Origin of the sequence: Sulfuricella sp. (genome assembly GCA_041651995.1) — a bacterium.
In the GTDB taxonomy this organism is placed as follows: Bacteria; Pseudomonadota; Gammaproteobacteria; order Burkholderiales; family Sulfuricellaceae; genus Sulfurimicrobium.
The window spans coordinates 730,091-751,954 of sequence record JBAZID010000001.1; the positions used below are offsets into that span (position 1 = coordinate 730,091).

Here is a 21,864-nt window from a genome sequence, read left to right on the forward strand (position 1 = left end):
GTTCCATCCCGATATTTTTGAGGCAGTTCGCGACAACTTCACCGCACTTCGAGAGTGCGGAAGCCATTTTGGCTTGTTAGGTTTTGGCAATGAGCGCCTTATCCGCATTCGCCCTGGCACTTGAGCCGCCTTATTACGCCGTGATCTTTTCTTCGCAGCGAACCGCCGGTGATAACGGCTACACCAAGATGGCCAAAAGAATGGAGGAACTTGCAGCCCTCCAATCGGGCTTTCTCGGTGTCGAAAGTGTTCGGGGCGCCGATGGTTTTGGGATCACGGTTTCGTACTGGTCTTCCGCCGAGGCAATCTCAAGCTGGAAAGCCAATGTCGAGCACCTCGCAGCTCAAGAAATGGGTCTGCGAGAGTGGTATGAACATTATGAAATCAGAGTTTCAAGGGTTGAGCGGGCTTATGCCAAGCCGTCGGCCCAGCATTCAGTATGATTCATCGCCCCGTTTGCGGAAAAGACATCCAGGTTATTTGCGGTTTTCCGCAAAATGAGGATGAATTGTTTTTCTTGTTCCCCCAGGCGACATTTCCGTTGACCCCAACACAGCTGCAAAACGCAATTGGACGGCGAGCTGACTCAACGGTAGTGGAGCATGGGGGCGAAGTTATCGCTTTCGCCAATTTCTACCAATGGGAAGCGGGCGGTCGTTGCTCAATTGGAAATGTCATCGTGTCCCCGGCGGAGCGAGGGCGCGGCGTAGGGCGCTATCTCATCGAGCAGATGATCAGCCTGGCTTTCTCAAAGCATCAGGCCACCGAGGTAACCGTGTCGTGTTTCAATCAAAATGTTGCCGGTTTGCTGCTGTACCCCAAACTGGGATTTTGGCCTTATGCCATCGAGGAAAGGCAAGACAAGAAAGGAAACCGGGTTGCACTTATTCACCTGCGATTGTTGCGAAATGAAAGCTGATCAACTGTTAGGCCCTTATGTCCGCAATTGAATATCATCTCAATTTACCGCTTGATGCCATGGATGTGGCTGCGGTTTTTGATGCTTCCGGCATACGCCGCCCTACCAGGGATCTGGATCGGATCGAGCGCATGTTTGCCAATGCGAACCTGACTATCTCTGCCTGGCATGAAGGCAAGCTGGTTGGGGTATGTCGCGCCTTAACGGACTTTAGTTATTGCTGCTACCTGTCCGATCTCGCAGTGGACAAGGCCTTTCAAAAGCATGGCATCGGGCGCGAACTTGTTGCCCGTGTCAGGTCCGCTATAGGAGAAGAGGTGGCGCTTGTACTATTATCGGCCCCGGACGCGATGGCGTACTATCCCAAGCTCGGTTTCGAAAAAGTTGAAAACGGGTTCATTATCAAACGCACCCGGTAAATGCTTTTCACGTTTGGCCATATAAGGTAAGCAATGGAAATATTGGTTTGGGCGTTTATCGGCGGCATATTTGGTGCCGTGCTCATGGACGCCACCGAAACTTATGCAGCCAAGGCCGGCATTGCCAGCGGCGTAAATATTGCCCTGGTTGGCCGTTGGTTCCTGGGCTTGTTGCGAGGGCAATTCATCCACAAAAATATCCTCGATTCCAGGCCGCATCCGCAAGAAATAATAACGGGCTGGGCATTTCATTTTCTGATTGGCGGAGGAGGTGTGGCGCTTACTTATCCTCTATTTTTCCGTGCCACGGAAATTCCACTGCCAGAAAGTTATTTGCTAGCAGGGATGCTTTTCGGCTTGGCTACATCAGTGTTGCCCTGGTTTGTACTCTTGCCCTCATTTGGCTGGGGGTTTTTCGGACGACGCGGACCGCAAGGTTCAAATGCCTTGCTTGCAAGTACGCTTTCCCATATCCCCTACGGGCTTGGTGTCGGTGCTGTTGTTGCGCTGGGCTTGCGTATTTAACAGGCTCCCGATGCGACCAAGAAAGGGCGCCGCTACGGCAGCGCCCTGCCATTACTACAGGTTTTTGTAGTATTCCCGGTGCCACGCCACAAACTTCTCTATCCCTTCTTTAAGCGGTGTTGATGGCGAAAACCCCACTGCCTGGCGCAAATCATCGATGTTGGCATAGGTTGCTTCCACGTCGCCATCCTGCATCGGCAACATGTTTTTAACCGCGGTCTGTCCTACTGCATCCTCGATGGTGCCGATGAAAGTCATCAACTCCACCGGCTCGTGGTTGCCGATGTTGTACACGCGGAACGGAACGTTGCTGGTGGCGGCATCCGGCTGGCTTCGATCAAAGGCCGGATTGGCTGTGGCGGTTGTATCGAGAACCCGTACCACGCCTTCGACGATGTCGTCGATATAGGTGAAATCGCGTTGCATTTTTCCCTGGTTGAACACGTCAATGGGGCGTCCGGCGCGAATCGCCGAGGTGAAGAGCGAGGGCGACATGTCGGGGCGGCCCCATGGACCATAAACTGTGAAGAAGCGCAGGCCGGTAGTGGGCAAGCCGTAGAGGTGGCTGTAGGTGTGCGCCATCAGTTCGTTGGATTTCTTGGTGGCGGCGTAAAGGCTCACCGGGTGATCCACGTTGTCATGCACCGAAAAAGGCATGTGGGTGTTGGCGCCGTAAACACTGGAACTGCTGGCGTATGCGAGATGTTCGACCTGGTTGTGGCGGCAGCCTTCCAGGATGTTGAGGAATCCGACTATATTGGATTGGATATAGGCATGGGGATTCTGCAATGAGTAGCGCACGCCGGGCTGGGCGGCAAGATTCACCACGCGGTTGAATTTTTCCGTGGCAAACAGGGTTTCGGTCGCCTGCCGATCAGCCATGTCCATGCGGATGAAGCGGAAGCCCTCCAGGCCAGTGAGCTGCTTGAGCCGGTCTTCCTTAAGCTGGACATCATAATAATCGTTGAGGTTGTCGATGCCGACCACTTCCACGCCCTTGGCAAGCAGGCGCTGTGCGGTGTGCATGCCGATAAATCCGGCTACGCCGGTAATCAGAACTTTCATTTATTCTCCTTTTTGCAAAGCCATGAGCTTTGCATATTTCATAAAACTGTTGCCGCAGCCGATGACGATGTGCACCAGTCCCGCAATGCCATCCAGCATGCCGAGGCGAAAAAAATAGAATCTCACGAAGCGCACTACCGGGCTGAAAACAAGCTGCGCCAGATGCGCGCGCCGTCCGGCCTGATACAAAGCTGCGGCCTGTAGCGAGGTGTAGCGGTTCTGCTTGTCCAGATAGGTGCCCAGGTCCTCGGCTGAATCGTGCAGCAGGTCGCCGCGCAGCGTGCCAACCTCGCTGCCGGTCAGCACTTTTTCATGCACCGCATCGTCGCTCCAGCGTGCATGGCGGCGGTCGAACAGGCGCAGGCTCCAGTCCGGGTAGCCTTCGCCGTGACGCAAATAACGTCCCATGAAGCGGTTGCTGCGTGGCATCCGGTATGCATGATGCTCGGGGTGGCCCAGTGCAGCGGTAATACTGGCACGCAAGTCTTCGCTCACCTGTTCGTCCGCATCGAGGCACAGCACCCAGTCGTTGCTTGCCTGCGCCACCGCGAACTGCTTTTGCAGCCCGAATCCCAGCCAGTCCTGGGAAATGAACCGTGCGCCGTATTTTAACGCAATTGCCTCGGTATTATCGCGACTGCCGCTGTCCACCACCACGATTTCGTCCGCAAATTTGACGCTCTGCAGGCAGGCCTCAAGTTGAGGTGCGGCGTTGAGGGTGATGAGCGCAACGGAAAAAGGCTGGGTTTGCATGGAACATTATTATGCCTGCTGGCTGGGTAGGCTAAAATAGCAGAATGTTGAAAATATTGCTGGTAAAGACTTCTTCCATGGGTGATGTCATTCACGCGCTGCCCTCCGTGACCGACATTTTCGAGCATTATCCCGATGCGAAAGTGGACTGGGTGGTGGAGGAGAATTTTGCCGAGCTGCCGGCCCTACATCCGGGCGTGCGAAGAGTCATCCCGGTGGCGGTGCGGCGCTGGCGCCGGAATTTACTCGGCATGGCAAGCTGGCATGAAATGGCTGCTTTTCGCCGCGCCATTCAGGCAACGGACTATGATTTGATCCTCGATAGCCAGGGGCTGATCAAGAGCGCCGCCATCGCGCGCCTGGCCCATGGGCCGCGCTGCGGATTCGATCGTTCCAGCGCGCGCGAACCCTTGGCCGCGCTGGTTTACGACAGGGTTATCCGGGTGGCATGCGACCTTCATGCGGTGGAGCGCAACCGCCTGCTGATGGGGCGTGCGCTGGGTTACGTGCCCGGCGGGAACGTGGATTATGGCGTCACGGCGCCATCGCTGACACTGCCGTGGCTGCCCGGCGGGCCTTATGCGGTGTTGCTGCATGCCACCAGCCGCGCCGACAAGGAATGGCCCGAGGCGGACTGGGTTGCGCTGGCTGCCCGCCTCAACAGCCAGAAGCTGTGCTGCGTCCTTCCCTGGGGAGCGCCACACGAACAGGCGCGCAGCGAGCGCCTGGCAAAGCAAATGGCTGATGCCGTGGTGCCGCCACGCCTTGGCCTGACGCAGGCAGCCGCGCTATTGGGCGCTGCACAGGCCGTGGTGGGCGTGGATACCGGGCTGACTCATCTGGCCGCGGCGCTCAAGGTGCCGGTGGTGGCTTTGTATTGCGCCTCCGACCCCGGCCTGACGGGCGTCTATGCCAGCGGCCCAGCCCTCAATCTTGGTTGCGCGGGACAAGTGCCGCGGCTGGATGCAGTCATCGCGGCACTGGAAAAGGTCATGCCGGGATGAGCAAGGGGTCAACTCAGGAAACCGGGGTGACAGGCTGGATCTACACCGCAGCCCTGTTTCTGCTTCTGCCCTATGTGGCGTTCCATCTTGTCTGGCGCGCACGGCGCCAGCCGGAATATCTGCGTCACTGGGGTGAGCGTTTTGGCCGCTACCCCCAGCCCCCCCCCTTGCGCCCGGTGATCTGGCTGCATGCGGTATCAGTGGGCGAAACGCGCGCCGCCGCGCCGCTGGTGAAGGCGCTGCGGGCACGCTATCCGGAACACCAGATTCTTCTTACCCATATGACGCCCACCGGACGCGAGACCGGGGAACAGCTGTTCGGACCGGATGTGCTGCGCTGCTATCTGCCTTATGACTACCCGTTTGCGGTGCGGCATTTTCTTGATCATTTCAAGCCTGAGCTGGGGCTGCTGCTGGAAACGGAAATCTGGCCCAATCTGATTCGGGCTTGCCACGGGGCAAATATTCCGCTGTGCCTGGTGAATGCCCGCCTGTCGGAAAAATCGGCGCGCCGCTATGCGAGATTTGGCGGGCTGACCTCAGCCAGTCTGCGGCAAATGAGCGAAATTGCCGCGCAGACGGAAGGCGACGTGCGGCGCCTGGAGGCATTGGGTGCCCGAAATGTGAGCGTGATGGGTAACCTCAAGTTCGATATTACCCCCGCCCCTGAATTGCTTGATCTTGGCCATACGCTGTTGCAGCGCTTCGGGCCGGAACGGATGATTTTCCTGGCCGCGAGTACGCGCGAAGGGGAAGAAGAGAAAATCCTGTCTGCCGTGCGAAACGCAGGGATAGCCGGTTTGCTTACGGTAATCGTTCCGCGTCATCCACAGCGTTTCGGGGAACTTGCCCAGTTGCTGGAGAAATTGAGAATCCCATACCGGCGCCGCAGCCTGGAACAACCCATTGAGCCGGCAGTAGAGGTATTGCTGGGCGACAGCATGGGTGAAATGTTTGCCTACTATGCCGCCTGTGATGTCGCATTCATTGGCGGCAGCTTGCTGCCTTATGGCGGACAAAACCTGATCGAGGCCTGTGCGGTAGGCAAGCCGGTTATTCTTGGGCCACACACCTGGAATTTCGCCGAGGCGGCGGATCGGGCGGTGGAAGCGGGCGCGGCCGTTCGGGTGGCCGATGAAGAAGGGTTGGTGCGGGAATTACAGGATCTGTTACAGAATCCGGAACGGCGCCGCCGCATGGGTCAGGCCGGGCTGAATTTCAGCCGCCAGCATCGGGGGGCGACAGAAAAAGTGATGGCCATGCTGGAAGTCATTGCGAGCGCAGCGAAGTAATCGCGCTTCTTTTAATCCCGGATTATCCGTCAGGGCCAAAACACAGTAGGCGCGGCGCCCTCGCCGCGATTCGCGCCGGGGCGGCGCTCCAACATGTACGAGCATCCCAATGAACTATCTGGGTTAAACACACAACCCGGATTGCTTCGCTGCGCTCGCAATGACAACGATCATTTCAGCCACTGATTGACTTGCTGGAGATCGTCTTCCGCCAGCGTGCCTGCTGCTGATTTCAGCTTCAGGCGGCTGACAAGGTAGGCATAGCGCGCCTTGTACAGGTCGCGCTTGGCGCTGAAAAGTTGTTGCTGGGCGTTGAGTACATCGACATTGGTACGCACGCCGACTTCCAGCCCCAGCCGGGTGGAATCGAGCGCGCTCTGGCTCGACACCAGCGCCTGTTCCAGCGCCCTGACCTGCGCGGCGCCGCTGGTTACGCCCAGATACGCTTCGCGGGTGGAGAGCGCTGACTGGCGCACTTCAAGGGTCAGATCCTGGCGCGCCTTTTCCTGATTGGCTACTGCTTCACGTACTCTTGAGCTGGTTGCGCCGCCCTGATACAGCGGAAGAGCGAGTTGCAGGCCGATGGTGGTGGCTCGGGTATCGTAGGCGCCGAAACGTCCGCCGCTCAGGCCGCTATCACCATAAGTAGCCACCAGATCGAGTGTCGGGTGGTGGCCGGCACGGTTGCGCTCCACTTCCTGATTGGCGATTTCCGCGCTGACGCGCTTTGCCTGAACCAGTAAATTATCCTGTTCCGCAGCTCCCACCCATTTGCTGATGTCATTGGGCTCGGGTGCTTGCAGCGACAGCTCTGCCGCGAGCGTGGCAAGCGGGCCGGGTAACTTGCCGATGATTTTTTCAAGCGCTCTCTGGCGGATTTCAAGCTCGTTGAGGGCGGCGATTTCGCTGGCGCTGGCCAGATCGAAGCGGGCCTGCGCTTCATGGGTATCGGTGATGGTCGCGGTGCCGACTTCAAAGCTCATTTTTGCCTGCTCCAGCTGCTCCTGAATGGCTTTATTCTGGGTTCCAGCCAGCGCGACATTATCTTGCGCCAGCAGGACGTCGAAATAAGCCTGGGCGACATTGAGGATCAGTCCCTGCTGTGCTGCTACGTACTGAATTTCCGCCACAGCGCTTTGCAGTTTGCCCAGCTCGTAGATGGCCCAGTTTTGCCGCCGGTAAATGGGTTGCATCAGGGTGAGTTTTGCGCCGTTGGAATTGTAGTTGTAGTCAGTCGTGGTTCCGGTACTGCGCGTCAGGATTTCTTCCTTGTTCCAGATGGTGCTGGCGCCCAGATCCAGGGAGGGCAACAGCAGCGCGCGCGCCTGTGGCAATTTTTCCTGCCCCGCCTGGTAGGCGGCACGAGCGGAAGCGAGCGCCGCATCGTTGGCGAGCGCATCGCGATAGATGTCCATCAGGTTGGCCGCCTCGACGCCAGGAGCGAAGGTGGCGGTAATCAGTAATGCCAGGGTGAGTCGTTTCATCACGAATTTCCTAATATTTACGCATGGCCGGATCGGCGTCCCTTGCCCAGGCTTCCACTCCACCCTGCAAGTTGTACACATTGGCAAAGCCGGCCTGTTCGAGAAACAGGCCAGCCCGGTAACTGCGCACACCGTGATGGCAGATCACCACGACTTCGGCTTCCGGGTCCAGTTCCGTGAGGCGTTGCGGAATCTGTTGCAGTGGCAGCAGCAGCGAACCTTCAATGTGACAGTACTGGTATTCCCAAGTTTCACGCACGTCCACCAGAATAGGCTGTTTGCGTGACGGGTGTTCGAGCCAGGTTATCAGTTCGAGAGGATGAAGCTGCTTCAATGCTTAAAATACAAAACGCTGGGGCTGCAGGGCGTTGCGCAGGGGGGGAATGCAGGTTTCGAACAGATTTGCAGTGCGGCAGGCGCCTTCGCCAAGACAGGTAACCAGCGTTCCCTCCATCACCGGCGCATCCCCCAGCACCGCGAACATCCGGCCACCCTTGTTCAGGCTGGCGAGGAAGGCCTCCGGCAGAACCGGCACCGAACCGGTCAGCACGATAACATCATAGGTGCCGTGGCGGTTCCAGCCATGAGACGCATCGCCGAGTTCCAGGGTGACATTGTGAACGCCGTGTGCGCGGAGTTTTTCTTCCGCCTGCGACTTGAATTCCGGCACGATCTCGACGCTGTAGACGTGTTCGGCCCCGCGTGCCAGCATGGCCGTCATGTAGCCGCTGCCGGTGCCGACCTCCAGCACCCTGTCGGTTTTTTTGATGGCCAGTTCCTGGATAATGCGGGCTTCCAGCTTGGGTGTCAGCATGACTTCGTCGTGGCCGAGAGGGATTTCCATGTCGACAAAAGCCTGATCACGATAGGCGGCAGGGACAAATTCCTCGCGCCGCATATCCAATAACATATCCAGCACCTGCTGATCCAGAACATTCCATGTGCGGATCTGCTGTTCCACCATGTTGAAACGCGCTTGTTCGATATTCATAGCCACTCCGTGAGATAACGCCGTTGCTTGCAATTATTCCACAATTCCAGTAGTTTCACACATCTTAGCTGGGGGTCCTGGCGCGTGTCGTGCCGGGTGAGAAAAACCCTTTGAACCTGATGCGGATAATGCCGTCGCAGGGAAGCGTTGCCTGCCCCAGCTCCTTGCGTGCCTCCGAGGAGTTTCCTTGTAATGAATGCCAGTCCCGAATTTTTGAGCCAGTCCGCCCATGTTGATGAGGCGGCGGTCCAACCCTTGCCTAATTCGCGCAAGACCTATGTGGCGGGCTCGCGCCCGGATATCCGCGTGCCGATGCGCGAAATCAGCCAGTCCGAAACTCCCGCCAATTTTGGCGCGGAAAAAAATCCGCCGGTTTATGTTTACGACACCTCGGGGCCATACACCGATCCGGCGGTAAAAATCGATATCCGTGCCGGTCTGGCTTCGGTGCGTGGTGCCTGGATCGAGGAACGCGGCGATACCGAATCACTGGCCGGGCTGACCTCCGAGGTTGGCCGCCCGAGGCTGGGTGACTCCAAACTGGCAGAACTGCGCTTCAATCTCCAGCGCCAGCCGCGCAAGGCGAAAGCCGGCATGAACGTGACGCAGATGCACTACGCGCGCAAGGGCATCATCACGCCGGAAATGGAATACATCGCCATTCGCGAAAACCAGCGCCGCGACAACCTGGCGGAAATCTTCACTACCCAGCATCCCGGCGACAGTTTCGGTGCTGCGATCCCTGCCATTATCACGCCCGAATTCGTGCGCGACGAAGTGGCGCGCGGCCGCGCCATCATCCCTGCCAACATCAACCACCCGGAACTGGAGCCGATGATCATCGGGCGCAACTTCCTGGTCAAGATCAACGGCAACATCGGCAACTCCGCCCTCGCCTCCTCCATCAACGATGAAGTCGAGAAAATGACCTGGGGCATCCGCTGGGGCGCGGATACCATCATGGATCTATCGACCGGCAAGAACATCCACGAAACGCGCGAATGGATTTTGCGCAACAGCCCGGTGCCGATTGGTACCGTGCCGATTTACCAGGCCCTGGAAAAGGTCAACGGCAAGGCCGAGGATCTGACCTGGGAAATCTTCCGCGATACGCTGATCGAGCAGGCGGAACAGGGCGTGGATTATTTCACCATCCATTCCGGCGTGCTGCTGCGCTATGTGCCGCTGACCGCCAACCGCATGACCGGTATCGTGTCGCGCGGCGGCTCCATCATGGCCAAGTGGTGCCTGGCGCACCACAAGGAAAACTTCCTCTACACCCATTTCGAGGATATCTGCGAAATCATGAAGGCCTACGACGTGGCCTTCAGTCTGGGCGACGGCCTCAGGCCCGGCTCGATCTACGACGCCAACGACGCAGCCCAGTTCGGCGAGCTGGAAACCCTGGGCGAGCTCACCCAGATCGCCTGGAAGCACGATGTCCAGACCATGATCGAAGGCCCCGGCCACGTGCCCATGCACATGATCAAGGTCAACATGGACAAGCAGCTGGAATGCTGCGGCGAAGCGCCGTTCTACACCCTCGGCCCCCTCACCACCGACATCGCGCCCGGCTACGACCACATCACCTCGGGCATCGGCGCCGCGATGATCGGCTGGTACGGCTGCGCCATGCTGTGTTACGTCACACCCAAGGAACACCTCGGCCTGCCCGACAAGGATGACGTCAAGGAAGGCATCATCACCTACAAGATCGCCGCCCACGCCGCCGACCTGGCCAAGGGCCACCCCGGCGCGCAAATCCGCGACAACGCCCTGTCCAAGGCACGCTTCGAATTCCGCTGGGAAGACCAGTTCAACCTCGGCCTCGACCCCGACCGCGCGCGCTCGTTCCACGACGAAACCCTGCCCAAGGATTCATCGAAAGTGGCGCATTTCTGTTCCATGTGCGGCCCGCATTTCTGTTCGATGAAAATCACCCAGGATGTGCGCGATTACGCCGCAAGCCAGGGCGTTTCGGAGAACGAGGCGCTGCGCAAGGGAATGGAAGAGAAATCGGTGGAGTTCGTCAAGGCGGGCGCCGAGGTTTACCACAAGGCTTGATCCGTGCCGATGTGCGTTTCATGATCAAAACGGTCATCGAGGGTGACCGCCTAATGGAAATCCGGGGTAACTGTAGGAGCGGCGCCCCCGCCGCGATGGCTTATCGGCCCGAGGCGGGCCTCCTACGGGAGAAACGGCTCAAACGCAGAATCCGGGTTCAACGTGATCGACCGTGTACTCGCCACCGGCGAGCCAGTTGAAATCGAGCACCAGGGCAAGTGCGTGCTGCTGGTGCCGGAGCAAGGGCGCCGGCAAGTGGCGTGCTGCTCACGCGGGACGAGAAAATCCGTAGTAATGCTCCTTGTGTCATCTGGCAAGACCAATCAGTGACGACACGTCATGCTTCTTTTTTTCTATCGGTAAATCTCGCGCCGGTTGCCAACCTGCACCACGCAATACGCAATATGCGGGGTCATATGCGCGGGGTCATATGCGGGGTCAGGTCTTTCAAAATAACATCCAACCGCACATACTCCCGCCATGGCAAGACCTCTACACATAGAATTATCCGGCGGGCTGCACCACCGTGGTCTAGATGTGTAGCGTAGCCCCCGCTACAATCCCCCATCATGCCCCGCCCCATATGCATAGAATTTCCCAATGATCTCTATCTCGTCACCGTACGTGGGGATAGACGCGAGTAACAGGTCAGGCACGATTTTGCGCATTGCGGCGGAAACGATCCGCCGCCCAGGCCGGCCACGAGGCCGCACCAGTTAAGCTTGCGCCTGCTGCCAGGCCAGGTACTCTGAGCGACGCAGCCGATACCGGGCGATACTGCCTTCGTGCAACTGGCGGAAGGCTGCCGCGAGCATCTCGGCGAATGCAGCCCGGTCTGTCTCTGCAGCAAACTCAGTAGCAAGTTCGGCCATCATGGCCGGACTGGGCTGCCGCAATCCTTTGATGACGACTTGAACGGCCTGAATCAAAGATTCACGGTACTTGATCTTGAGCGGGTCGGGTTCGACCATCGTCTGAGTGATGGCCAGGTAACGCTGGCACGACCGCTCATAAGCCCAGACAAACACATCGCGCAACAGCTCAACCTGGTTGAGTTCGTACACGCCCAGCGTGCCCTCGATGTAAGCGCGTTCTGGTACATCGATGAAGGACAGTGGACACAGGTTGTGCTTGATCAGCGGGATGTTGGCGCCGATGCGTGAGACCCGTTTGTTCACATCTTCGAAAGGTTGCAGGTAGGGCAACTGCACCATCAGGAAGAATGCCTGCTCGAAGGGATCCGGTATGGCAGCGCTTTTTTCCAGCAGCAGCGCAAAGCAGTCCTCGATCACCTGCGGCATGGCCAGGGGAAGAAACACGGTTCCGGAAATATCGACTGGCCGCCGACGCAGCCGGCCACTGGTTTCGGGGTCGCGCATCAAGTCCTGGGACAACACGGCATGCAGGTTCTTGATGGTGAAGGCATCGAAGCCCACCTCATCGGCATCCTCGATCAGCATCTCAATGGCCGCCTTGTGGTTCAGGATCATCTGTGTCTCGATGGCATCCTTCCCTTGGGCGATTTGCCCGAACTCAATCAGGTTCTGGGTATCGAGCCGGCTGTAAGTGTTGCCTTCCAGCTTTGATGATGCCCAGGACAAATCAACCAGCAGCCGCCCCAGGATTTCGCGGGCATAGGTGCCCGCCGGCCGCTCACCCACAGGGGTGCGCCCCATTTCATGAAGCTGACGCCGAAGTGACTCAGGCAGGTAAAACGTTGTCCCAGGTTGGTAAGCCTCCAGGAATTCACCCTGGTATCCGACCGGCCGGCGGTGCATCAGCGGGAGCCTGACCTGGTCGCGAATGGCGGCACCCTCAAAAGAAACTGGCACATACAGTTCTGCCTCTGCTGTCATGACGGCCGTCGCCGTCGCCGTCGCCACGCTCATGGCTTGAACCACGGTGCCCGGCATCAGCTTATAGATCAAGGCAACGCTTTCACCCTCTGTGGTCAGTCGGCGCTCATTAACGAGCTTGTGCAAGCGGCGCTGCAATGTGCGACGGTTGGGCTTGGCGCCCTGACAGCGCCCAATTTCTGCCTCAATGGCTGATATGCCCAAGCCATTGGAATGGGTTGCGACGATGGATTCGATCAGCTTGAGTTCTTCGGTCGGTGTGGTGCGCGGCATCGGTTCATCCTCTATAGGGCTGTGCTGTCGCGCAAGAACGACAAAGCACGACAACATTTTCGTCGCGCAATGTGTCGTGCGTCAAGTACATACTGTCGCCCTTAAATGAAAAGTGTCTGATTGCGCGCTATAATGCGGCTTTACATCCGAAAGCCCGTATCTTGGACTCCATTCTCCTGCTCAAAGCCCTGATCCTCGGCATTATCGAGGGCCTGACCGAATTCCTGCCCATTTCAAGCACCGGCCATCTGATCATTGTTGGCGACCTGCTGGGCTATACGGATGAAAGCAGCAAGGTGTTCAAGATCGTCATCCAGCTCGGCGCGATTCTGGCGGTGTGCTGGGACTATCGCCGGCGGCTGGGTACTATGCTGGGCGGGCTGATCGACAAGCCTTCGGAGCAACGCTTCGCCAGTCTGCTGGTGATCGGTTTTCTCCCGGCGGCGGTGCTGGGGCTGATGTTTCATTCCACCATCAAGGCGCTGCTGTTCAATCCGCTGACCGTCGCCACCGCGCTGGTGGTGGGCGGGATCATTATCCTTTACGTGGAAAAACGCGCTTATCATCCGCGCATCCAGTCGGTCGACGAGATGCGCTGGCCGGATGCGCTCAAGGTGGGCTTTGCGCAGGCGCTGGCGATGATTCCGGGCACTTCGCGCTCGGGTGCGACCATCATGGGGGGGCTGGTGTTCGGCTTGTCACGCAAGACGGCGGCGGAATTTTCCTTCTTTCTCGCCATCCCGACCATGTTTGCGGCCACGGCCTACGATCTCTACAAAAACTGGGCGCTGCTCCGGATGGATGACCTGCCGGTATTCGCAACGGGCTTCGTGGCGGCTTTCTTCGCTGCCATGTGGGCGGTCAAGAGTTTTATCCGTTTCATCTCCAACCACACCTTTGTGGTCTTTGCGTGGTACCGCATCGTGCTGGGTCTGGTGGTGCTGGTAACGGCCTATTCCGGCGCGGTGAACTGGTCGGCCATGTAGCTTCTGGCTACATGGCCATTTCCCCTCGGGAACGAGGAGCGGTCAGTGCAGGCTGCCTTTGACGAAGCCTGAAATATACCCCAGCAGTTCTTCTTCCTGGTACGGCTTGCCCAGGTAAACGTTGACGCCCAGTTCCTGCGCGTAGTTACGGTGCTTTTCCGCCGTGCGCGAGGTGATCATGATGATCGGGATATGCGCGGTTTTGGCATTGCCACGTATGTTCTTGGTCAGTTCGAAGCCATCCATGCGCGGCATTTCGATATCGACCAGCATCACCTGGGGCGTGACGTCCTCGAGCGCCTGGAGCGCATCCACGCCGTCCTTTGCGGTGACGACCTGATACCCCTCGCGGGTCAGCAGCTTGCTGGTGATCTTGCGTACGGTGAGCGAGTCATCCACGATCATGACAACCGGTGCAGCAGCGACGAGTTGCTCGGCGACTGGCGCCGCGGGCTGCTGGGCTACCAGGGCCGGGATATCATGACGCTGGGCGAGTTGCACCGGGTTCAGAATCAGCACCACCTTGCCGTTACCGAGCACCGTGGCGCCGGCTATGCCCGGTATGCGAGCCAGTTGAGGCCCGATATTCTTGACCACGATTTCGCGGTTGCCAATCAGTTCGTCCACATGCACGGCCACCCTCTGTACGCCGCTGTGGAGCAGCATGATGAGGGTATAGCGCTGTATGGCCGGGACGGATTCCAGATCATCCAGCAGGCGCGGGAAGTAATACAACGGGTAGTGATTGCCCTGCCACAGAATTTCCTGTTTCTGGTAAGCCTCTGCAAGCCCGTCGGCTTTCAGTTCCTGTACCTGGTCCACCATGGTTGAAGGCAGTGCGTAGACCGTGTTCCCGCTACGCACCAGCACCGCCTGGGTGACTGCCAGGGTAAGCGGCAGGTAAATGCTGAAAGTGGTGCCCTTGCCGGCTTCCGAGGCTGCTTCGACACGTCCGCCCAGCGTAGTGATTTCGTTGCGCACCACATCCATGCCGATGCCGCGTCCGGAAACCTGGGTGATTTCGCTGGCGGTGGAGAAGCCCTGGGCGAAAATAAGCTCCGTCAATTGGGTCGGCGTGGCTTCAGCATCCGCGGCCAGCAGTCCCTGCTCCACCGCCTTGGCACGAATTCTGTTCAGGTCGATGCCGTGCCCGTCGTCGCTCAGGGTAATCAGGATCTCGTTGCCTTCCTGGCGCGCCTGAAGTTCGATGTTTCCGGTTTCCGCTTTGCCCGCCGCGAGACGTTTGCCGCCGCTTTCAAGTCCGTGGTCAAGGGCATTGCGCAGCAGATGTTCGAACGGTGCCGTCATCTTCTCCAGCACACTGCGGTCCAGTTCCACCTGTTCGCCAACGATGTCCAGATTGGCGCGCTTGCCCAGCTCTTTCGAGGTTTGGCGCACGATGCGGTAGAGTCGTTCCGAAATGCTGGCAAGAGGCACCATGCGGGTACGCAGCAGTTCCTGCTGCAATTCCTTGGTCATGCGCGACTGTGCCAGTAGAGCGGCTTCGGTTTCATCCAGGTTCTTGAGCAGGTTGTGCTGCACGCTGGCGACGTCGTTGACGCTCTCCGCCATCATGCGCGTGACTTCCTGCAAGCGGGTAAACCGGTCAAATTCCAGTGGGTCGAAGTCGGCGTCACTTTCCTTCGCGTGGGAGAGTTGCGATTGCATCTGGCTTTCGGCCTGGATCTCGATTTCGCGCAACTGGCTACGCAGACGGTTGATACTTTCGGTGAGGTCAAACAGGGAACGCTTGAAACTCTGCATTTCCCCCTCGATGCGGGAACGCGCAATACTGACTTCGCCCGCCTCGTTCACCAGGCGGTCGACCACATCTGCACGTACCCGCAGCATAGCCTTGACCGCAGCTTCAGGCTCCGCAGCCAGGGCGGCGACTACCGTGGCCGCTTGTCCAGCAGCGGCAGGGTGTGGCGCCGCGACGGCTTCCTCCGATGTTCCCTGACGCAGACGATCCAGCACATCGCCCATGCGATCGAATTCGTTTTCCAGCGTGGCGAAAAGATCAGGCGGCAAATGGCCGGACTCGACGGCGGCGAGGACCTGCGCCTCCATGTTGTGAGTCAGTTCGCCGAGACGCATGGCGCCTGCCATGCGGGCACTGCCCTTGATAGTATGCAGCGCCCGTTGCAGACTGTTTGAAGCCTGGTCGTCCGAGGTATTGGTGCGCCATGCGCGAAGCTCTGCGCCGACGAGCGGGAACAGATCCTCGGCTTCTTCAAGGAAGATGGGCAGTAGTTCCGCATCGATATCGTCGCGGATGGCACGCCGTTCCATTCCGTGTTTTTCGCCTGCCTGGGGTGCTGGCTCATGCCGGACCGGTGGAGCGCTGTGTGGTGCAACTTCCAGCGCGGGTTCTGGTGCCGCCACGACCGTGGCCGGCTCAATCACTGCCGCGGCTGGTACCGTGGGCACATGCGCGGCCTGGGTGTTCTTCAACGCGGACTGCAGGGAGCGGATCAATTGCTTCGCGGGCTTGGGACCCATTTTGCCGCGAATGGCCTCGATCATTTTGCCCAGCGCGGTGATGGTGTCCCCCATAAGCTTGAGCTGTTTGCCCGTCAGCGGCGCGGGATGTTGCAGCAGCTCGAGCAGCCACAACTCCAGCGGGAAGCCGAGGTCAGCAATGACGGGGAAACCCACGGTGCGTGAAATTCCACATAAAGTGTGCGCGGCGCGCATGAAGTCATGCTGAACCGGGGCTTCGGGCTGCTGCATGAGAACACCGAAATGGTGTTGCAGGGTGGCGAGATGCTGCCCCGACTCGTTGATGAAAATCGTGTAAAGGGCGAGAGGCAGACTGACCGGGCCGATAACGACTTCACTTTCTTCTTCCGTGGCCACTTCGCTTGCAGCCGCTTGCTCAGGCGCTTCTGCGGCAGTTGCAAGCGGGGTTTCAGCTGCGTCTGCGGCGGCGATAATCGGCTCGGGTTCAATTTCTGCATTGCCCGCCTCAGGAGAAATGTCCTCTGCCAGCGTGTCGCATGGCGCCTCTTCGGCGCCGGGTTCGATGATTTCCGGCGCTTCCTGAGCCAGTTCAAGCGCGATTTCGGGCAGCTCCGGCGCAATCACCTCCTCGCTTTCTTCGGCAGTAGCCGCCTGTTCTGCGTCTTGCTCCACAAGAGGCAGGGGCTCATCTGCGGGCAATTCGAAAGCGCTTGCCTCGGAAAGTGGAGGCTCTGTGCAAAGCTCATCAGGAATGGATGGTGCGGCGGTTTCGTATTCCTCGGGTTCTGGTGCCAGGCTGATGATGATTTCCTGCCCGGCGTCAGCGGGCGGCGCGGAGATGTCTTCCAGGAATGTTTCTGCGAGCTCGGGAGCAATCGGCGCTTCCTCAGCCGGCTCAGGTGCAATCTCCGGAGCAGGCTCGGCGATATTTGCAGCAGGCACGGGCGCCGCGCCCGTTCTCAGTTGCTCGGCCTGTGCCAGCAGATCATCTGCCTGTATCTTGACCGCGCCATTGGCCTTCAGAGCGGAAACCCAGCCGCTGAAGTGTTCGTAGGCCTGCCCGAGCACGGCAAGCAGTTCAGGCGTGGCATGTTTCTCATCCTGCAGCCATTTGTTCATGAGCTGTTCCACACCCCAGGCAACCTCGCCCAGATCCCAAAGCCCGACCATGCGGCCGCTGCCTTTGAGCGTGTGGAAGCTGCGGCGCAGCGTGGTCAGGGCATCTTTATTGCCGGGGTGCGCGTGGCAGGCAGACAGGTTCTCGTTCACCGAGGCGAGCACTTCATCGGCTTCCTCGAGGAAAATCTCGAGCATTTCGGCATCGATCGTTTCGTCCGTTTCCTGGGCCAGGCGCGCGGTTTCGGCTGATGGAGCGGCGGCGGCCACCTTGGGCGCAACCAGCGCAGCGGCAGCGCTTGCCAGTTCGGCAGTGGGCGTGGCCGATTCTTCCAGCAGGCGTTTGGCTTCGCTGGACAGGGATTTGAGCTCGCTGTCCGCGACCAGGTCCGCATCCTGCTGCAGGCTGGTGAGCTGCTGGTGCAGAGCATCCCTGGCCTGCCCGTCTCCGGGGTTTTGCTGCCACTGCTGAAGCAGGGCCTGGACATGGCGCTTCTGCTCATCCAGCCCGGATTCGACAGATGTATTTTCATCGCTATCGATCTCATCCGAAGGGTGATCGGGGTGAGATGTGACCAGGCTGTCTGTCGCTTCCTGTTCCGGTTCTGTGGCCGTTGCGGCGGGGGCTGCCTCGGGTTTGAGGCGGGCCATTGTTTCGTCGATGATCTGTATCGCGTCGGTGCGGCCGCGCTGGACGGACTCAACGTAAAAGCCAAGGCTGCTGAGGCCTTCCGCAACCTGTTCCAGCTGTTCCTGCTGGGGTTCGTAACCGGGCTGGGAGAAGCCTTCGATCAGGCTTTCGCATTCATCCAGCAATTTGACCGCGGGCTCCAGCTCCAGGATTTTCAGCGCGCCATAAACCTGTTTCAGGAAAGGTTTCAGGCCAGGCAGATCATCACGCCGGGAGGTGTCACGGAAGAAGCTGTCAAGCACTTGTTCGATGTGCTGCAGGTTGGACTGGATTTCCTGGCCGACCTGGGCCAGCAGCAGTTTTTCCTGTGCGCGGCGCGAGATTTCGTCAAGCAGCGGAATATCCGAAAACTCCACTTCACCCAGCGTGCCCTCCAGGCTGGCCTGCAAGCGCCGGGTCTGGGCTTCGGACTGACGGCTGAATTCCTCCGTCGCGCCGAGGTAATTTTCCAGGACGTTTTCCACCAGCAGCAAACTGGTGGCCATTTCCATGGCCACCAGCTCGTTCATTTTGTCAGGCGCCGCGGCAAGCGCGTCAGCGTCTGCATTGATCTGTTGCAACAGCCGGTCGAGAGGGGGGTTATCGAGGGCCGCGGCTTTTTCCACCAGGCGGCTTGATTGGGTGCGCAAATTTGTCAGGCTGTCGGCACTGCCGGTGGTAAATTTTAGCCAGGCATCCTTGGCCGGCGCGAGAATTTCGCGCAGTTCACGCAACAGGGGTTGCAGGCGTTGCTGTTCGGCTTCGGCCTGCTGTTGCTCGTTGCTTGTGCGCGGGACATATGTATCGAGTTCGAACAGGTTCTGGATTTCGCGCACGCGTTCGCTGACCGGTTCGCTGCGCGCGACGCAATAGAGCACTTCGCGCAGAAGACGTTCCGCCACCTTGGGCGAGCCTTCTGCAAGACGGCGGATTTGCTGATCAATGCCGCCGCACAGTTGCTTGATGCCGATGCTGTTTTCCAGGCCCTTGTTGAGGAGACTTTCAGTCAGGCCGAGCGCACTCCACCAGAAGGTCCGGTGAGCCGGCAGGCTCTGGGTTTGTTCGATGTCGGCCAGGGCTTCGTGCATGGCCTGAAGTCCAGCCGGATCATCCGGATTGCGCAAAAAGCCGAGCAGGCCGCGTTGGTAGCGGGTGCGAATTTTCTTGAGGGCGTCAGGTAGTTCCTGCTCGTCAGATTGACTGGCGGAAGATTTCGGTGCGCGGATGGACAGATCGGGGAAAAACAGATCGCTTGCGCTGATCTTTTCCACGCCACGCGCTCCGAGCAGCGCCTGATAGAGCGGAAACAGGCGCAAAGGCTGATCCGGCTGGCCGTTGAGCAGATCTTCCAGGTACTGTGAAAGTGCTTCCAGTCCCTGATTGATCAGGCCGATATTGGCGCCGGAAATGGCAACTTCGCGCTTTTCCAGTGCCGCGACCAGTTTTTCTATGGCTTCGCTGATGCGTGCCACGCCTTCCAGTCCGACCATCTGGATGGCACCGCTGACCTGGTGCAAATGTGTCTGGCTCTGGCGTAGCGGGGTGCTGTCAGAGGCATCGGTGGAAAACTGGGCCAGTTTTTCGCTTGCCTGACGCAGTGCCTGGTCAATTTCACCCTTGACCCAGGTAAGCGGGCCGGTATCGAATTCAATACTCATTTATCAACCTTAGTTCGAAACCACGGAGAGCACGGAGGTCACAGAGAAAGGCCATCTTGGGTCCTTTAGGGTGTATGCCAAGAGGCGAGCAATCCATTGTTTTTGCTCCGTGTTCTCCGTGAACTCCGTGGTTAACTGCTTTTTTCCAGGATTAAAGCGCCTTTGTGGCTTGCTCAGGAAAGCTTGAAACCTGCCACTGATCCGCGCAGATCGGTCGCCAGAGTCGCCAGTTCGCCGACGGAAACAGCGGTCTTCTTGGTGCCTTCCGTGGTCTGGAGGGTGACGCTCTGGATTTCCTGCATGTTGTTGGCCACCACGCCTGCTGCCTCGGCCTGATTCTGGGTGGCGCGGGAAATGGTTTCGATCAGTTCCGCCAGGTTGCGCGACACCTGACCGATTTCGTTGAGCGCCTGACCGGCGGCGTCCGATAGCTTTGTCCCTTCCACCACACCCTGAGTACTCTTCTCCATCGCCGACACGGCGTCCTGGGTATCGGTCTGAATGGTCTTCACAATCGCCGAAATCTGCTTGGTCGCTTCACCGGAGCGTTCCGCAAGACGCTGCACCTCTTCCGCCACCACCGTGAAGCCACGCCCCGCTTCGCCGGCCGAGGCCGCCTGGATGGCGGCGTTGAGCGCCAGAATGTTGGTCTGTTCGGTAATGTCGGAAATCAGGTCCACAATCTCGGAAATTTCCTGCGAGCTTTCACCCAATCGTTTGATACGCTTCGAGGTGTCCTGGATATGTTCGCGAATTTCATGCATGCCGGTAATGGAGTTGCGCACGGCGGTGGTGCCTTTTTCTGCTGCATCCAGTGATTGTTGCGCTACGCGGGCGGATTCGGCTGCGTTGGCAGACACCTCGTTAATCGACTGCGCCATTTGCAGCACCTGCGAAGAAGTGTCCTCGATTTCCTGAGACTGTTTTTCCGCGGCTTCGAGCAGTCCGCTGGAAATGCCCTGCGCTTCCTGCGATGCGCGAGTCACCTGCTCGCTGGTCTTGTTGATCTCGGTGACCAGTCCGCGCAGCTCGTCAATGGTGTAGTTGATCGAGTCCGCAATGGCGCCGGTAATGTCCTCGGTCACCTTGGCGCGCACTGTCAGATCGCCTTCCGCCAGGTCGCCCATTTCATTCAGTAGCCGCAAAATGGCTTCCTGGTTGGCCTTGTTCTCGCGCTCGCTCGACAAAGCGCGTTTTTTCGCATCATTGACGTTAATTGTGCCCAGCAGGACCAGAGCGCCGACGGCGAGCAAGCCATAAACGAAGGACAGGATCAGCAGGCCCGTCCCGCCGGCCAGTTTTTCATAACTGGTGGCAAGTTTGCGCGCGCCGTCGAGCAACTGGTCGCTGCCCACAAAAATGTTCCGGCCGGCCTGCTTGGAGTTCACCAGTTCCTGCATGCTTTGCAAAATCTTGTTGGAGTGACCGGAAAATTCCTTGAATGCTTCGCCGAGTTCGTCCAGCTTGTCGCGGGTGTCCGGGTCACGGACTGCTGTCAGGCGCAGGTCTTCACTACCGTTGATAAGACCATCAAGCATTTCCTGGAAAGTGTTGGCATCCTTGCCTAGCAGGAAGGCGACTTCCGGGTCGATCACGTCGGACGAGAGCAGGGTGTTGGCGTTTTTTGCCAGGCGCTGGGTCAGCATTACCATCTGCGATGCGATCGAAATTTCCCGTAATGGCGCGGCGGACTGGGTCAGGAGCGCAGTCACTTGTTCGGCCAGTTCAAGCAGCTGGATATTGTTGGCGTTGATTGCCGCCACGCTATGGTTCAGTTCCACCAGTTTCTTTTCCTGCGGCAGAATCAGGTAAATCGATTTTTCCGTTGGCTCCCATTTTTCGTCGAGCTCTTTCAGCATCGGCTGGATGGAAGAAGGCGAAGCGGGCAGGCCGTCGCCACCGTTGATCAGCTTTTTCAGGTTTTTCTCGAACAGCTGTTCACTTTCACCCAGTTGCTTGAATGCCGCCGTATTGCCCTGAGTTGCCTGTTGCGCGCTTTTGGCAATCTGCTGCGAGAGCATCTGCATTTCAGTTGAAATGGCAACGTAGTCGGCATTGCGGCCTACCTGAATGGTGTTGTAAACCAGGGTGGTTACCGCCAGGACAAGAAAGATGGCGAGCGCTGAAACCGTGATGAGATACTGTTTTTCGATCGGCAGGTGGCCGATGATCGGGACGCTTCCGGGCGCCTTGGCGGAGAGGTTGCGCAGACCTTGCAGGATCATGGTCGTATGCATCGGCGTTTCGCCGGCGCTTTTGGTTTTGTTCTTGCTTTTCCAGAACATCAGGTTTTCCACTTTGAAAGCCATTGCCTTTTCTCCATCCC

At 58.6% G+C, this 21,864-nt stretch carries 17 protein-coding genes and 1 riboswitch; of the genes, 9 read left to right on the plus strand and 8 right to left on the minus strand.

Going from position 1 to position 21,864, the window contains the following annotated elements; genetic code table 11:
* Nucleotides 1-89: 89 nt before the first annotated feature.
* From WC392_03475 to WC392_03490, 4 genes are read left to right on the plus strand one after another with little or no spacing between them, the layout of a single operon-like run.
* Nucleotides 90-443 carry an antibiotic biosynthesis monooxygenase gene (locus WC392_03475; protein MFA5241419.1) on the plus strand — a complete coding sequence of 118 codons (354 nt, stop codon included), beginning with the start codon at nucleotides 90-92 and terminating at the stop codon, nucleotides 441-443.
* Entirely contained in the window at nucleotides 440-919 is a 480-nt protein-coding gene (locus WC392_03480; GenBank protein MFA5241420.1) for a GNAT family N-acetyltransferase, read from the plus strand. Before WC392_03475 ends, WC392_03480 begins: the two co-directional genes overlap by 4 nt.
* A 17-nt stretch (nucleotides 920-936) precedes the next feature.
* Nucleotides 937-1,338 carry a GNAT family N-acetyltransferase gene (locus WC392_03485; GenBank protein ID MFA5241421.1) on the plus strand — a complete coding sequence of 134 codons (402 nt, stop codon included), beginning with the start codon at nucleotides 937-939 and terminating at the stop codon, nucleotides 1,336-1,338.
* A gap of 33 nt (nucleotides 1,339-1,371) precedes the next feature.
* Nucleotides 1,372-1,863 (plus strand): DUF2938 family protein, encoded by a 492-nt coding sequence (locus WC392_03490; protein ID MFA5241422.1) that lies wholly within the window; start codon nucleotides 1,372-1,374, stop codon nucleotides 1,861-1,863.
* Between the two features lie 54 nt (nucleotides 1,864-1,917).
* Here the strand turns inward: WC392_03490 and WC392_03495 are convergent, their stop codons facing one another.
* A complete protein-coding gene (locus tag WC392_03495; protein ID MFA5241423.1) occupies nucleotides 1,918-2,928 on the minus strand; it encodes an NAD-dependent epimerase in 1,011 nt (336 codons plus the stop codon).
* On the minus strand, nucleotides 2,929-3,681 hold the full coding sequence (locus WC392_03500; protein ID MFA5241424.1) for a glycosyltransferase family 2 protein: 753 nt from the start codon (nucleotides 3,679-3,681) through the stop codon (nucleotides 2,929-2,931).
* A 44-nt stretch (nucleotides 3,682-3,725) separates the two neighbouring features.
* Here WC392_03500 and waaC point away from each other — a divergent pair, with 44 nt between their 5' ends.
* A complete protein-coding gene (gene waaC / locus WC392_03505; GenBank protein MFA5241425.1) occupies nucleotides 3,726-4,685 on the plus strand; it encodes a lipopolysaccharide heptosyltransferase I in 960 nt (319 codons plus the stop codon).
* Nucleotides 4,682-5,977: a lipid IV(A) 3-deoxy-D-manno-octulosonic acid transferase gene (waaA, locus tag WC392_03510; GenBank protein ID MFA5241426.1), complete on the plus strand. Its 1,296-nt coding sequence runs from the start codon at nucleotides 4,682-4,684 to the stop codon at nucleotides 5,975-5,977. Before waaC ends, waaA begins: the two co-directional genes overlap by 4 nt.
* 170 nt (nucleotides 5,978-6,147) lie before the next feature.
* Here waaA and WC392_03515 read toward each other — a convergent pair whose 3' ends face one another.
* The 3 genes from WC392_03515 to WC392_03525 are packed head-to-tail and all read right to left on the minus strand — an operon-like array spanning nucleotide 6,148 to nucleotide 8,452.
* Entirely contained in the window at nucleotides 6,148-7,461 is a 1,314-nt protein-coding gene (locus WC392_03515) for a TolC family outer membrane protein (GenBank protein MFA5241427.1), read from the minus strand.
* 10 nt (nucleotides 7,462-7,471) lie between these two features.
* On the minus strand, nucleotides 7,472-7,795 hold the full coding sequence (locus WC392_03520; GenBank protein ID MFA5241428.1) for a rhodanese-like domain-containing protein: 324 nt from the start codon (nucleotides 7,793-7,795) through the stop codon (nucleotides 7,472-7,474).
* A gap of 3 nt (nucleotides 7,796-7,798) precedes the next feature.
* Nucleotides 7,799-8,452, minus strand: coding sequence for a protein-L-isoaspartate O-methyltransferase (locus tag WC392_03525; protein ID MFA5241429.1), 654 nt, complete (start codon nucleotides 8,450-8,452; stop codon nucleotides 7,799-7,801).
* Nucleotides 8,453-8,512: 60 nt separating this feature from the next.
* Nucleotides 8,513-8,612, plus strand: a riboswitch (TPP riboswitch).
* A 32-nt stretch (nucleotides 8,613-8,644) separates the two neighbouring features.
* On the opposite strand from WC392_03525, the gene thiC reads away from it, so the two are divergent.
* Both thiC and WC392_03535 read left to right on the plus strand, forming a co-directional pair.
* Complete coding sequence (gene thiC, locus WC392_03530) at nucleotides 8,645-10,516, plus strand: phosphomethylpyrimidine synthase ThiC (protein ID MFA5241430.1); 1,872 nt, start codon at nucleotides 8,645-8,647, stop codon at nucleotides 10,514-10,516.
* 162 nt (nucleotides 10,517-10,678) lie between these two features.
* Nucleotides 10,679-10,846 (plus strand): hypothetical protein, encoded by a 168-nt coding sequence (locus WC392_03535; protein ID MFA5241431.1) that lies wholly within the window; start codon nucleotides 10,679-10,681, stop codon nucleotides 10,844-10,846.
* Nucleotides 10,847-11,232: 386 nt separating this feature from the next.
* Here the strand turns inward: WC392_03535 and WC392_03540 are convergent, their stop codons facing one another.
* Nucleotides 11,233-12,645, minus strand: coding sequence for a Fic family protein (locus WC392_03540; GenBank protein ID MFA5241432.1), 1,413 nt, complete (start codon nucleotides 12,643-12,645; stop codon nucleotides 11,233-11,235).
* A 161-nt stretch (nucleotides 12,646-12,806) separates the two neighbouring features.
* Here WC392_03540 and WC392_03545 point away from each other — a divergent pair, with 161 nt between their 5' ends.
* Complete coding sequence (locus WC392_03545; GenBank protein ID MFA5241433.1) at nucleotides 12,807-13,631, plus strand: undecaprenyl-diphosphate phosphatase; 825 nt, start codon at nucleotides 12,807-12,809, stop codon at nucleotides 13,629-13,631.
* 42 nt (nucleotides 13,632-13,673) lie between these two features.
* On the opposite strand, the gene WC392_03550 is transcribed toward WC392_03545, so the two are convergent.
* Nucleotides 13,674-19,538, minus strand: coding sequence for an Hpt domain-containing protein (locus WC392_03550; GenBank protein MFA5241434.1), 5,865 nt, complete (start codon nucleotides 19,536-19,538; stop codon nucleotides 13,674-13,676).
* Nucleotides 19,539-19,711: 173 nt separating this feature from the next.
* Nucleotides 19,712-21,847 (minus strand): methyl-accepting chemotaxis protein, encoded by a 2,136-nt coding sequence (locus WC392_03555; protein MFA5241435.1) that lies wholly within the window; start codon nucleotides 21,845-21,847, stop codon nucleotides 19,712-19,714.
* Nucleotides 21,848-21,864: the final 17 nt, after the last annotated feature.